Annotated in this window: 12 protein-coding genes; 8 read left to right on the top strand and 4 right to left on the bottom strand. The window is 64.2% G+C overall.

The annotated features are described in order from the left end of the window. Positions 1-47: 47 nt before the first annotated feature. Positions 48-1499: a pyruvate kinase gene (gene pyk / locus CRO75_RS08575; protein ID WP_007931191.1), complete on the top strand. Its 1452-nt coding sequence runs from the start codon at positions 48-50 to the stop codon at positions 1497-1499. Positions 1500-1715: 216 nt separating this feature from the next. On the opposite strand, the gene CRO75_RS08570 is transcribed toward pyk, so the two are convergent. The 3 genes from CRO75_RS08570 to CRO75_RS08560 are packed head-to-tail and all read right to left on the bottom strand — an operon-like array spanning position 1716 to position 4531. Beyond that, positions 1716-2465, bottom strand: coding sequence for an enoyl-CoA hydratase-related protein (locus CRO75_RS08570; protein ID WP_097134985.1), 750 nt, complete (start codon positions 2463-2465; stop codon positions 1716-1718). A gap of 28 nt (positions 2466-2493) precedes the next feature. Next, positions 2494-3432 carry an iron-sulfur-binding ferredoxin reductase gene (locus CRO75_RS08565; RefSeq protein ID WP_097134984.1) on the bottom strand — a complete coding sequence of 313 codons (939 nt, stop codon included), beginning with the start codon at positions 3430-3432 and terminating at the stop codon, positions 2494-2496. Beyond that, positions 3425-4531 carry a GGDEF domain-containing protein gene (locus CRO75_RS08560; protein ID WP_097134983.1) on the bottom strand — a complete coding sequence of 369 codons (1107 nt, stop codon included), beginning with the start codon at positions 4529-4531 and terminating at the stop codon, positions 3425-3427. The genes CRO75_RS08565 and CRO75_RS08560 overlap by 8 nt, the downstream gene beginning before the upstream one ends. Positions 4532-4890: 359 nt before the next feature. Here CRO75_RS08560 and CRO75_RS08550 point away from each other — a divergent pair, with 359 nt between their 5' ends. The 4 genes from CRO75_RS08550 to CRO75_RS08535 all read left to right on the top strand — a co-directional run bounded on the left by CRO75_RS08550 (position 4891) and on the right by CRO75_RS08535 (position 11180). Continuing rightward, positions 4891-6414, top strand: coding sequence for a fumarate hydratase (locus tag CRO75_RS08550; RefSeq protein WP_007931196.1), 1524 nt, complete (start codon positions 4891-4893; stop codon positions 6412-6414). Positions 6415-6559: 145 nt separating this feature from the next. Beyond that, a complete protein-coding gene (locus tag CRO75_RS08545) occupies positions 6560-8326 on the top strand; it encodes an ATP-binding protein (RefSeq protein ID WP_097134982.1) in 1767 nt (588 codons plus the stop codon). Next, complete coding sequence (locus tag CRO75_RS08540) at positions 8320-9654, top strand: sigma-54 dependent transcriptional regulator (protein WP_097134981.1); 1335 nt, start codon at positions 8320-8322, stop codon at positions 9652-9654. Before CRO75_RS08545 ends, CRO75_RS08540 begins: the two co-directional genes overlap by 7 nt. Before the next feature lie 203 nt (positions 9655-9857). Further along, positions 9858-11180, top strand: coding sequence for an MFS transporter (locus CRO75_RS08535; RefSeq protein ID WP_009045321.1), 1323 nt, complete (start codon positions 9858-9860; stop codon positions 11178-11180). A 131-nt stretch (positions 11181-11311) separates the two neighbouring features. Here the strand turns inward: CRO75_RS08535 and CRO75_RS08530 are convergent, their stop codons facing one another. Further along, a complete protein-coding gene (locus CRO75_RS08530; RefSeq protein WP_085532121.1) occupies positions 11312-12067 on the bottom strand; it encodes a hypothetical protein in 756 nt (251 codons plus the stop codon). Positions 12068-12168: 101 nt separating this feature from the next. Here CRO75_RS08530 and CRO75_RS32840 point away from each other — a divergent pair, with 101 nt between their 5' ends. The 3 genes from CRO75_RS32840 (at position 12169) to CRO75_RS08520 (ending at position 13472) form a co-directional block, all read left to right on the top strand. Then, positions 12169-12336: a hypothetical protein gene (locus tag CRO75_RS32840; RefSeq protein WP_158539493.1), complete on the top strand. Its 168-nt coding sequence runs from the start codon at positions 12169-12171 to the stop codon at positions 12334-12336. A gap of 105 nt (positions 12337-12441) precedes the next feature. Further along, positions 12442-12699, top strand: a complete 258-nt coding sequence (locus CRO75_RS08525) for a hypothetical protein (RefSeq protein WP_097134980.1) — start codon at positions 12442-12444, stop codon at positions 12697-12699. A 143-nt stretch (positions 12700-12842) separates the two neighbouring features. Next, the gene (locus CRO75_RS08520) at positions 12843-13472 is read left to right on the top strand and encodes a flavin reductase family protein (RefSeq protein ID WP_097134979.1); all 630 of its coding nucleotides are present in this window, start codon (positions 12843-12845) and stop codon (positions 13470-13472) included. Positions 13473-13478 lie beyond the last annotated feature (6 nt).

The raw sequence follows: 13478 nt of genomic DNA, 5'->3' as shown, positions 1-13478 counted from the left end.
GCGGACCATAGTAGCCTCTCGTTGCGCTTGAACTCAGGAGTCTTTGCATGTCCGTCCGTCGTACCAAAATCGTCGCTACCCTTGGCCCGGCCAGTAACTCGCCGGAAGTTCTCGAACAGCTGATTCTGGCTGGCCTGGACGTCGCCCGCCTGAACTTCTCCCACGGCACCCCCGACGAGCACAAGGCTCGCGCCAAGCTGGTGCGTGACCTGGCCGCCAAGCATGGGCGTTTCGTCGCGCTGCTGGGTGACCTGCAAGGCCCGAAGATCCGTATCGCCAAATTCGCCAACAAGCGCATCGAGCTGAAGATCGGTGACAAGTTCACCTTCTCCACCAGCCACCCGCTGACCGAAGGTACCCAGGACATCGTCGGCATCGACTATCCGGACCTGGTCAAGGACTGCGGCGTGGGCGACGAGCTGCTGCTCGACGACGGCCGCGTGGTGATGCGCGTCGACACCGCCACCAGCACCGAACTGCATTGCACCGTGACCATCGGCGGCCCGCTGTCGGACCACAAGGGCATCAACCGTCGCGGTGGTGGCCTGACCGCCCCGGCCCTGACCGAAAAAGACAAGGCCGACATCAAGCTGGCCGCGGCCATGGACCTGGACTACCTGGCCGTGTCCTTCCCGCGCGACGCCGCTGACATGGAGTACGCCCGCCAACTGCGCGACGAAGCCGGCGGCACCGCCTGGCTGGTGGCGAAGATCGAGCGCGCCGAAGCCGTGGCCAACGACGAAACCCTCGACGGCCTGATTAAAGCCTCCGATGCCGTGATGGTGGCCCGTGGCGACCTGGGCGTGGAAATCGGCGACGCCGAGCTGGTGGGCATCCAGAAGAAAATCATTCTGCACGCCCGTCGCCACAACAAGGCGGTGATCGTCGCGACCCAGATGATGGAGTCGATGATCCAGAATCCGATGCCGACCCGCGCCGAAGTGTCCGACGTGGCCAACGCCGTGCTCGACTACACCGATGCCGTGATGCTCTCGGCCGAATCCGCCGCCGGCGCCTACCCGCTCGAAGCTGTCCAGGCCATGGACCGCATCTGCATCGGCGCGGAAAAGCATCCGACCAGCAAGACCTCCAGCCACCGCATCGGCAAGACCTTCGAGCGCTGCGACGAAAGCATTGCCTTGGCCACCATGTACACCGCCAACCACTTCCCGGGCGTGAAGGCGATCATCGCCTTGACTGAAAGCGGCTACACCCCGCTGATCATGTCGCGTATCCGTTCCTCGGTGCCGATCTACGCGTTCACCCCGCACCGCGAAGCCCAGGCCCGCACCGCGATGTTCCGTGGCGTCTACACCATCCCGTTCGACCCGGCGTCCCTGCCGCCAAGCGAAGTCAGCCAGAAGGCCATCGACGAGCTGGTCAAGCGCGGCGTCGTGAAGAAAGGCGACTGGGTGATCCTGACCAAGGGCGACAGCTACCACACCACCGGCGGCACCAACGGCATGAAGATCCTGCACGTTGGCGACCCGATGGTCTGAGCCACCTGAAGCAACACTAAAGAGCCCCGCAGTGAAGACTGCGGGGCTTTTTTATGGGGGGTACTTTTATGGAACTCACGAACCTGTAGCCGCTGCCGCCAGGCTGCGATAAGGCCGCCAGGCCTTCAGCGATCTTGAGACCTGACGCCCCCTTCGTCGGAATACCGCCCAAATCGATCGCAGCCTCCGGCAGCGGCTACACGAGCGGTGCCGATTTCAGCTCTTGGCAAGAAACCCCGATAAAGCCGCCAGCGCTTCCGGCGAATGCAGGCGCTGGGTGAACAGGGCGCCCTCCTCCTCGATCACCTTGCGCAGCTGTTCGCGATCGGGCGTACGCATCAGCTGTTTGCTGATCTGCACCGCCTGCGGCGCCAGCTTCTCGAAACGCAGCGCCATCTCCCGGGCCTTGTCCAGGGTCGCCGCACCGTCGGCCAAGGCCAGGTTGGCAATGCCCCATTGCGCCGCCTGTTCACCGCTGAAACCTTCGCCCAGCAGCAACAGTTCGGCGGCCCTGGCCTGTCCGAGCAAGCGCGGCAGGATCAGGCTGGAACCGAACTCCGGGCACAAACCGAGATTGACGAAAGGCATGCGCAACCGGGCATCGCGGCTGACGTACACCAGGTCGCAATGCAGCAGCAGGGTGGTGCCGATCCCCACGGCCGGCCCGGCAACCGCGGCGACCACCGGCTTGCGGCACTCGAACAGGCTGCGCATGAACTGGAAGACCGGGCTGTCGAGACCGGTAGGTGGCTGCTGAAGGAAGTCGGCAATGTCGTTGCCGGCGGTAAAGCAATCGCTGCTGCCGCTGAGCAGTACCGCGCGGACCTCAGGGTCGGCGTCGGCTTGCCGCAACCCTTCGGCCAGCTGGCTGTACATGGCCCGGGTCAGGGCATTTTTCTTGTCCGGGCGGTTCAGACGCAGGGTCAGCAGCCCGCCCTCGCGTTCAAGCAGGATGGTATCGGTCATGGGGGTCTCGCTCAGGCCGGATCAGCGCTCAACCACGGGGCAGGAATACGTCAGCCAGCAGTTGATTGCGCGGCAGCCCCGCCAGGTACAAGCGTCGGGCGAAAGCATCGACGCTGTCGGGGTGCCCGCAGAGTAAGGCCTGGGTTTGCCGCGAAACAAGCCGCAGTTGTGCCAAAGCCGCTGGCAGCTCGGTCGCGGTCAACAGCTCGACACTGAGGTTGGCGTGGCTCGCCACCAGCGCCGCCAGGGGCTTGGCCAGGTAATGTTCGCTGGCGTCATGGGCCAGGTGAATGACGCGGATGTCGCCCTGATGATCCTGGCGCAAAGCTTCGCGCAGGATACCGAACAAGGGCCCTAGCCCGGTGCCCGCCGCCAGCAGCCACAATGGCCGGGTTTGCCAGTCCGGGTCGTAGTGCAGCGCCCCGCCGCGCAGCTCGCCCAGGCGCAACCCATCGCCGGGCTTGAGCTGGCGCGCCGCGTCGCTGAACGCGCCGGGCTGGCGGCAATCGAGGTGGAACTCAAGAAAGCGGTCTTCGCCAGGCAGGCTCGCCAGCGAATACGGCCGCGCCACGCCGGAAGCCGTCCATAGCACCAGGTGCTGGCCGGCCTGATAACGCAGGTTGCGCTCCGGCTGCAAACGCAGGCGCAGCACCGTGGCCGACAGCCAGTCCACACCGACCACCTCGGCCGGCGCGCCATCGCGCAGCGGGTCGTAGGTTTCGACCCGCAGGTCTTCCACCACCTGACACTGACAGGCCAGCCGCCAACCGCGCTGGCGCTGATCGTCGCTCAAGGCATCGGGCCGGCTGTCGCTGGGCAGGCCCTCGACGCAGTGCACCAGGCAGGCGTGGCAACTGCCGGCGCGGCAGCTGTAAGGCACCGCCACGCCGGCCTGATTCAAGGCATCCAGCAGATTGCTGCCAGCGACCACCGACCACTGCCGCTCACCGACACGCAGCTCAGGCATCGATATTTTCCCAGGCCGCGGCGCAGCGATTGCGTCCGTCGCGCTTGGCCCGATACAGCGCCTGGTCGGCACGTTGCAGGGCATCGTCCAGGTCGTCGCCCAGCTCCACCAGGGTCATGCCGACGGACAGGCTCAGGCCAGGCACCTCAACCCCGATCAACTGGGCGTCCATAAAGGCCACGCGCAGACGCTCGCAGCAGGAGGTCAGGCGTTCGGGATCGCAATCGGGCAACAACATGACAAACTCCTCGCCGCCGTAGCGGGCCAATACATCGCCATCGCGCAGACAGGCGCTGGCTACGGCGGCGAACGCCTGCAGCACCTGATCGCCCGCGGCATGGCCGTGCACGTCGTTGATCCGCTTGAAGTGATCGAGGTCGATCAGCGCCAGGCCATGCATCTGCTCCAGGCTCATCGCGTGCAGTTCGCGCGACGCCAGCCGCAGGAAATGCCGTCGATTGTACAGGCCGGTCAGTTCGTCGGTGGCGACCAAGTCCTCCAGTTGTCGCATCATGCCGCGCAAGGTGTCCTGGTGCGCCTGCAAGGCGAAGCGCCGTTGCCGCATGCGCTGCCGGGAAGTCTGCACATAGCTGGCGTACAGGCACAGCCAGATCAGCACCGCGAACAGCACGCACACCTGCAGGACGGCGAGCATCGGATCGGCCAGCCGGAAGTGGTAGCCGTCCCACAGCGTGATCCCGGCAAAACCGATGAAAATGCACAGGGCACACCGCACGAAGGCCCGGCGCGGAAGGTGGAACAGGCCGAACAGCAGTGTCAGCAGGTAGAACACCAGGAAGGTGCCGCGCGCCGTATCGAGGTGGGCCAGCAGCCAGGTCTGCCAGCCGATGGCCAGGAGTATCTGGATCTCGGTCAGGCTCGGGTCGCGAAAGCGCAGGTTGCGCCCGGAGACAAACAGCCAGAACAGCAGCGCCTGGCTCAGCACCACCAGGCCGGTATCGATCAGCGCCGAATGCACCGACGCCGAATAGTAGCCACTGAAAATGGCCAGCCAGAGCAGCAGCAACGCCAGTCCATAGGTACCCGCCGCAAGAACGAAGCGCTTGAGTAAAAGACTCTGGATAGCGTTATGGGTCAATCGTTGACTCACCATGCGAAAGGGGGCTTTAAAGAGTTTCCTACCCTACAGGCCACTTGCCACTTTAGTGGTGTCGCCAAAAAATAACTATCCCATTTTTGTTCCCGCCCAGCGCCATCCGACCCGGGACCGCGCCCACCGTCATGCCTGGCGCCATCCCCCGACCGGCGCATGCCCGGCATGCGACTTTGGTTTGACTGCCGGCGCGTGTGCCCGGCCCCGAGGCGCGGTATACTGCCGCGCCTTTTTAGCGTCGCGCCAGTGTGTCCGGCGTGCCTTGAAGGTGCTTGCAACCGACCGATGCACCCAAGCTGCAAGCACCTTATTAAATGTTCCCGTCTTTTAGAGGAGCGCGACTCATGACCGTGATCAAGCAAGACGACCTGATTCAGAGCGTTGCCGACGCCCTGCAATTCATTTCCTACTACCACCCCGTGGACTTCATCCAGGCGATGCACGAAGCCTACCTGCGCGAAGAATCGCCAGCGGCCCGTGACTCCATGGCGCAGATCCTGATCAACTCGCGCATGTGTGCCACCGGTCACCGCCCGATCTGCCAGGACACCGGTATCGTCACCGTATTCGTACGCGTGGGCATGGACGTGCGCTGGGACGGCGCGACCATGAGCCTGGACGACATGATCAACGAAGGCGTGCGTCGCGCTTACAACCTGCCGGAAAACGTCCTGCGGGCCTCGATCCTCGCCGACCCGGCGGGCGCTCGTAAAAACACCAAGGACAACACCCCGGCGGTCATCCACTACTCCATCGTTCCCGGCAACACCGTGGAAGTGGACGTGGCGGCCAAGGGCGGCGGCTCCGAGAACAAGTCGAAGATGGCCATGCTCAACCCGTCCGACTCGATCGTCGACTGGGTGCTGAAGACCGTTCCGACCATGGGCGCCGGCTGGTGCCCGCCGGGCATGCTCGGCATCGGCATCGGCGGTACCGCCGAGAAAGCCGCGGTGATGGCCAAGGAAGTGTTGATGGAGTCCATCGACATCCACGAACTGAAGGCCCGCGGCCCGCAGAACCGTATCGAAGAGATGCGCCTGGAGCTGTTCGAGAAGGTCAACCAGCTGGGCATCGGCGCCCAGGGCCTGGGCGGCCTGACCACCGTGCTCGACGTGAAGATCATGGACTACCCGACCCACGCCGCCTCCCTGCCGGTGTGCATGATCCCGAACTGTGCCGCGACCCGCCACGCACACTTCGTGCTCGACGGCTCGGGCCCTGCGTCCCTGGAAGCGCCACCCCTGGACGCCTACCCGGAAATCGTCTGGGAAGCCGGTCCGTCGGCCCGTCGCGTCAACCTCGACACCCTGACCCCGGAAGAAGTGCAGAGCTGGAAGCCGGGCGAAACCGTCCTGCTCAACGGCAAGATGCTCACCGGTCGCGACGCCGCGCACAAGCGCATGGTCGAGATGCTGAACAAGGGCGAAACCCTGCCGGTTGACCTCAAGGGTCGCTTCATCTACTACGTCGGCCCGGTCGATCCGGTCGGTGACGAAGTGGTTGGCCCGGCTGGCCCGACCACCGCGACGCGGATGGACAAGTTCACCCGCCAGATCCTCGAGCAGACTGGCCTCTTGGGCATGATCGGCAAGTCCGAGCGCGGCCCGACCGCGATCGAAGCGATCAAGGACAGCAAGGCCGTGTACCTGATGGCCGTCGGCGGCGCTGCCTACCTGGTGGCCCAGGCGATCAAGAAGTCCAAGGTCCTGGCCTTTGCCGAACTGGGCATGGAAGCGATCTACGAGTTCGAAGTCAAAGACATGCCGGTCACTGTCGCGGTCGACAGCAAAGGCGAGTCGGTGCACATCACCGGTCCTGCCATCTGGCAGAAAAAGATCAGTGAAAGCCTGGCGGTAGAAGTGCAGTAAGCGCTGCTTGCTGTTACCCAAGGCGGCGTTGCTCGATGAGCAGCGCCGCCTTTTTCATGCCTGCCCGGGCAAGGGCTGTCCACGATCAACGAAGCCTCGGACAGGCGTGTTATCTTTCCTGCCCCTTTCAGCCTGCCCTTGACTCATGGTCCAGATCTCCCGCCCGCTGCGCTTGACCTTCTATACCCTGGTGATCCTCGCCGGCGCCGTGGTCAGCGCGACCTTCGCCATGCGCCACGCCGAGCGCCAGGCGCTGGAGGACGATGCTGCCCGCGCCAGCGAGCAACTGGCGTTGTACGCCAACTCCCTGCATACCCTGATCGAACGTTACCGCGCCCTGCCCGCCGTGCTGGCGCTGGACCCGGAACTGCGCTCGGCGCTCAAGGGCCCGGTCGGCCCGCAGCAGCAGGACGCCCTGAACCGCAAACTGGAACAAATCAACGGCGCCGCCCGCTCCTCGACCCTGGAGCTGCTGGACCACACCGGCCTCGCCGTGGCCGCCAGCAACTGGCGCCTGCCCAGCAGCTATGTCGGGCACAACTACGGTTTTCGCCCCTACTTCAGCCAGACCCGCAGCCAGGGCAGCGGGCGCTTCTATGCGGTGGGCGTCACCAGCGGTATTCCCGGTTATTTCCTCGCCAGCGCGGTCAAGGGTGAGCAGGAGCAGTTCCTCGGCGCCATGGTGGTGAAACTGGAGTTCCCCGAACTGGAGCGCGAATGGAGCCAGGGCAGCGACACTCTGTTGGTCAGCGATGCCCGGGGCATCGTGTTCATCGCCAACCAGCCGGGCTGGCGTTATCGCCAGCTGCGCCCGTTGTCGGACAGCGACCGCGCCGAACTCCAGGCCACCCGGCAATACGACAAGCAACGGCTGACCCCGCTCGAACATCGGCCGCTGCGACGCTTTGACGACGACAGCGCGCTGACCCGGGTCGAGGGCCCGGACGGCAGCGTCGACTACCTGTGGGAATCCCTGCCCCTGGCCACCGAAGGCTGGACCCTGCACCTGCTGCGCCGTCCGCAGATCGCCTTTGAGGACCGCCGCAATGCCGGCCTGGCCGCGGCCGGTGCCTGGCTGACCCTGGTGTTCCTGCTGCTGTTCCTCAACCAGCGCTGGCGCCTGGCCAAGCTGCGCCAGCGCAGCCGCGAAGAGCTCGAACGCCTGGTCGAGGAGCGCACTCGCGACCTGCGCACCGCCCAGGACGGCCTGGTGCAATCGGCCAAGCTCGCCGCCCTGGGGCAGATGTCCGCGGCCCTGGCCCATGAAATCAACCAACCGCTGACCACCCAGCGCATGCAACTGGCCACCCTGCGCCTGCTGCTCGATCACGGGCGGATCGACGAGGCCTACCAGGCCCTGAAACCGCTGGACGATATGCTGACCCGCATGGCCAGCCTCACCGGCCACCTGAAAACCTTCGCCCGCAAGAGCCCCAGCGGCCTGCGCGAACGCCTGGACCTGGCGGCGGTGGTGGATCAGGCCCTGCAACTGCTGGACACCCGGCTGCGCGACGAACAGGTCGACACACGCCTGCAACTGACGCGCCCGGCCTGGGTCCGCGGCGATGCCATACGCCTGGAGCAGGTGCTGATCAACCTGCTGCGCAACGCCCTGGACGCCATGCGCGACAAGCCCCTCAAGCACCTGGAAATCCACCTCGAAGCCGACCAGCAGCTGTGGAGCCTAAGCGTCATCGACAGCGGTGGCGGCATCGCCGAAGAACACCTGCCGAACGTCTTCGATCCGTTCTTCACCACCAAGCCGGTGGGCGACGGCCTGGGCCTCGGCCTGGCGGTGTCCTACGCTATCGTCCACGAACTGGGCGGGCGCCTGAGCGCCGGCAATCAAGGCCAGGGCGCGATCTTCACCCTGAGCCTGCCCATCGACCTGGAGGCGCATATCCCATGTTGAATTCGGTGATGCTGGTCGACGACGAAGCCAGTATTCGCACCGCCGTCGAACAATGGCTGAGCCTGTCGGGCTTCGCGGTGCAGCTGTTCAGTCGCGCCGAGGACTGCCTGGCCCGGCTGCCCAGGGACTTCCCCGGGGTGATCCTCAGCGACGTGCGCATGCCTGGCATCAGCGGCCTGGAGCTGCTCAAAGAGGTGCAGCAACGCGACGCCGACCTGCCGGTGATCCTGCTGACCGGCCACGGCGACGTGCCGATGGCGGTGGAAGCGATGCGCGACGGTGCCTATGACTTCCTGGAAAAACCCTTCAGCCCGCAAACCCTGTTGAGCAGCCTGCGCCGGGCCCTGGACAAGCGCGGCCTGGTCCTGGAAAACCGGCGCCTGCACGAACAGGCCGATACCCGGGAGAAAATCGACTCCACCCTGCTCGGCGTGTCCCGCGCCTTGCAGACCCTGCGGCGCCAGGTGGTCGACCTGGCCGCGCTGCCGGTCAACGTGCTGATCCGCGGCGAGACCGGCAGCGGCAAGGAACTGGTCGCCCGCTGCCTGCACGACTTCGGGCCGCGCGCCGACAAGCCTTTTGTTGCCCTGAACTGCGCGGCGATCCCCGAGCAGCTGTTCGAAGCCGAGCTGTTCGGCCATGAAAGCGGCGCCTTTACCGGCGCCCAGGGCAAGCGCATCGGCAAGCTGGAATACGCCGACGGCGGCACCCTGTTCCTCGACGAGATCGAAAGCATGCCACTGGCCCAGCAGGTCAAGCTGCTGCGGGTGCTGCAGGAACAGAAGCTCGAGCGATTGGGTTCCAACCAGAGCATCGAGGTGGACCTGCGGATCATTGCCGCGACCAAGCCGGACCTGCTGGACGAAGCCCGCGCCGGGCGTTTTCGCGAAGACCTGGCCTACCGCCTGAACGTCGCGCAACTGCGCCTGCCGCCGCTGCGGGATCGACGCGAAGACATTCCACTGTTGTACGAACATTTCGCCCACGCCGCCGCCGAGCGTCTGGGCCGTAGCGTCGCGCCCCTGAGCGGGGCGCAGTTGAGCCGCCTGCTGAGCCACGACTGGCCGGGCAACGTGCGCGAACTGGCCAACGTCGCCGAACGCCAGGTGCTCGGCCTGGGCGAGCCCGAGCCGGAAACCATCGACCCCGGCCAGTCCCTCGCGGCGCAGCAGGAAGCCTTCGAGGCGCAATGCCTGCGGGCCGCGCTGACCCGGCACAAGGGCGACATCAAGGCGGTGCTCGTCGAGCTGCAACTGCCGCGCCGCACCTTCAATGAAAAGATGCAGCGCCATGGGCTGGCGCGGGAGATGTTTCTTGGGGAGGAGTGATGCTCGCGAAGACGCCCTCACCCACACCGCCTTCATCGGCAATTTTCCGCTCACGCACTTTCACCAATGAGCGGATTTCCGCTCATCGAATTCTCAAGACCCTTCTAAACCAGGCCTTTCGGCTCCTGGCACAGCTCCTGCTATAGCTCCAGCAGGCTGCGTTTCGGCGCGCTCCACAAAAACAATTAAATGAAGGATCCGTCATGGATAACTCGCAAACCCTGCCTCTTGGGTCGGCAGCTGCGCCTGCCAAAGAAAAGACCACCGCCAGCCGCCTGAAATCGATCTTCAGCGGTTCGGTCGGCAACATGGTCGAGTGGTACGACTGGTACGTCTACGCCGCCTTCTCCCTGTACTTCGCCAAAGTCTTCTTCCCCAAGGGCGACACCACCGCGCAACTGCTGAACACCGCCGCGATCTTCGCCGTGGGCTTCCTGATGCGTCCGATCGGCGGCTGGCTGATGGGGCTCTACGCTGACCGCAAGGGCCGCAAGGCCGCATTGATGGCCTCGGTGCTGCTGATGTGCTTCGGCTCCCTGATCATCGCCCTGACTCCCGGCTACGAGACCATCGGCGTCGGCGCTCCGATCCTGCTGGTGCTGGCGCGCCTGATGCAGGGCCTGTCGGTCGGCGGCGAATACGGCACCTCGGCCACCTACCTCAGCGAGATGGCGACCAAGGAACGTCGTGGCTTCTTCTCCAGCTTCCAGTACGTGACCCTGATCTCCGGCCAGCTCATCGCCCTGGCGGTGCTGATCGTGCTGCAGAACGTGCTGACCACCGAGGAGCTGCAATCCTGGGGCTGGCGCATTCCGTTCGGCATCGGCGCCCTGTGCGCGATCGTCGCGCTGTACCTGCGTCGTGGCATGGAAGAAACCGAGTCCTTCACCAAGAAGAAGGAAAAGCCGAAAGAAAGCCTGATGCGCACCCTGATGCGTCATCCGAAAGAGCTGATGACCGTGGTCGGCCTGACCATGGGCGGCACCCTGGCCTTCTACACCTACACCACCTACATGCAGAAATACCTGGTGAACACCGTCGGCATGAGCATCTCCGACTCCACCACCATTTCCGCGGCGACCCTGTTCCTGTTCATGTGCCTGCAGCCGGTGGTCGGCGCGCTATCGGACAAGATCGGCCGCCGTCCTATCCTGATCGCCTTCGGCATCCTCGGTACCCTTTTCACCGTGCCGATCCTCACCACCCTGCACACCATCCAGAGCTGGTGGGGCGCGTTCTTCCTGATCATGGCGGCGCTGATCATCGTCAGCGGCTATACCTCGATCAACGCGGTGGTCAAGGCCGAGCTGTTCCCGACCGAGATCCGCGCCCTGGGCGTGGGCCTGCCCTACGCGCTGACCGTATCGATCTTCGGCGGCACCGCCGAATACATCGCGCTGTGGTTCAAGAGCGTCGGCATGGAAACCGGTTACTACTGGTATGTCACCGCCTGCATCGCCGTGTCGCTGCTGGTCTACATCACCATGAAAGACACGCGCAAACACTCGCGGATCGAGACTGACTGACCGGCAAGAAAAAGCGAGAGGGTGCAAGGCCCTCGCGCTATGGTGTCATCAGCTAAACCCTATCGCGGGCAAGCGTCGCTCCCACAGAAGCGGGGCTTGCCCGCGATAACCGCAACGCGGTGCGCGGATCATCACCCCAATTCAGCTGCCACCTGCCGCTCGCTACGGTTCTTGTAGTACGAAGCCCCGGCAATCATCACCAGCAGAATCCCCGCCAAGACCGCCGACGAACCGATGGTGCCGAAGTCCAGGCCGCCCTTTTCCAGGGGCTTGGTCAGGAAGTCGCCCAGGGTCGCGCCGAACGGCCGGGTCAGCACGAACGCCACCCAGAACAGCAGTACCGAGGAGATCCGGGTGCAGTACTTGAGCACGACCACCAGGGCGATGGTCGAGCCGATCAGCAGCGCGCCGCCGGCAAACCCCAGCCCCGAGTCGTCCGCCAGGTAGTCTCCCAGCGCGGTGCCCAGGGTGTTGGAAAACAGGATCGCCAGCCAATAGAACAGCTCGCCGCGCAGGGTCTGGATTTTGTTGACGTTGAGCGGATCGCCGCTCAGGCGCCAGACCGCGAAGATCGCCATCAGGATCGCGATCAGGATCGCCGAGCCGGTGGCATAACCCAGGCCCAGGGTGCGGTCCATGAAATCCGACATGGTGGTGCCGGCGGTGCTGGTGGAGAGAATCACGATCCAGTACAGCACCGGGTTGTAGGTTTTCGAAAACAGCTGGGTGACCAGGGTCAGCAGGAACACGCTGATCAGGATCATCGAGCTGATGGCGTAGCCAACATTCAGGGTCATCGACAGCAAGTCGCCGGCGGTTTCCCCGAGGGTCGTCGCGCAGATTTTCATGACCCAGAACGCCAGGGTGATCTGAGGAAGTTTATTCATTCGTCGCAGTGCTCCAGAGCTCGAGTGAAGACGGTCCGTCTTGGACTTCTATGTGGGAGCGAAGGCTGCGGGGCGAGCGGTGAAAAATAGGTAAGGGGGGTATGAAAAAACCGTTGATCACGTTTTTTCAGTGGTGCGGACAGGTTAATGACCGGTTAATGCCCAGCCCTCACTCTGCTTCCATCGAAATCGGTGTCGGCGCCTCAAACGCGGCAGAAGCAGGAAAGAGGCTTTATGCAGCGATTCTTGACGCCAAAAACATCTATTAATTAGATATTTTTAAGCATTTATTTGCGCTTTTTAATCAAATTAACTGGCGTAGTATCCATTCCACACCCACTGCACAAAACGTCAACGAACCTGGAGTGACCCTCATGAAAAGCAAACTGATCCTCGCCCTGACCCTTTCCGTACTGGCTGCCAATACCTTTGCCGCCGATGGTTACGACCGCACCGGCTCGGCCACTTTCACCTCGGGTAGCTCGGCCAGCACCAGCCTGGCTTCCGACGGTTTCGATCGCACCGGCACCGCTGACGCAATCGCTGCCGACGGCTTCGACCACACCGGTACCGCAGGCGCAATCGCTGCCGACGGCTTCGATCGCACCGGGACTGCCGCCGCCATCGGCTAACCCTCAGGGATGCCCCGCAGCCCGGCTTCGGCCGGGCTTAGTTGTTTCTGGCCCGGGGAAAACCGCACGTCGCAAGGCTGGCATTCACTTTCAATGGCTTGCACTATGGCGGCCTTCCCTCTTTGTCCGCGCAAGAGCCTGCTATGTCCGAAGACATCCATTACTACGAACCCGCCCAGGGCCACGGCCTGCCCCATGATCCGTTCAACGCCATCGTCGGCCCGCGCCCAATCGGCTGGATCTCCTCCCAGGACCAGCAAGGCCGGCTGAACCTGGCGCCCTACAGTTTTTTCAACGCCTTCAATTACATTCCACCGATCATCGGTTTCGCAAGCGTCGGTCGCAAAGACAGCCTGAACAACATCGAGCAGACCGGCGAGTTCGCCTGGAACCTCGCCACCCGCCCGCTCGCCGAGCGGATGAACCAGAGCTGCGCGGCCGTGCCGGCCGAGGTCAATGAGTTCGAACTGGCGGGGCTGACGCCCGTGGCCTCGAAAGTGATTGCGGTGCCGCGGGTAGCCGAAAGCCCGGTGTCCTTCGAGTGCAAGGTCACGCAGATCATTCAACTGCAGCGCGCGGATCAGGAGTTGGTGCCCAGCTGGCTGATCCTCGGCGAAGTGGTCGCCGTGCATATCGCCAAGTGGCTGCTCAAGGATGGGATATACGACACCGCCGCGGCAGAGCCGATTCTGCGCGGCGGCGGGCCGGCGGACTATTTCCAGCTGGGGCCAGAGGCCCTGTTCAAGATGTTCCGCCCGGGGGCGGTCAGGTAGCTGCTC

This window comes from Pseudomonas sp. LAMO17WK12:I10, assembly GCF_900215185.1.
GTDB lineage: Bacteria > Pseudomonadota > Gammaproteobacteria > Pseudomonadales > Pseudomonadaceae > Aquipseudomonas > Aquipseudomonas chlororaphis.
Note: the sequence above shows the minus strand (reverse complement) of the source record. Positions and strands in the feature narration are given on the sequence as shown.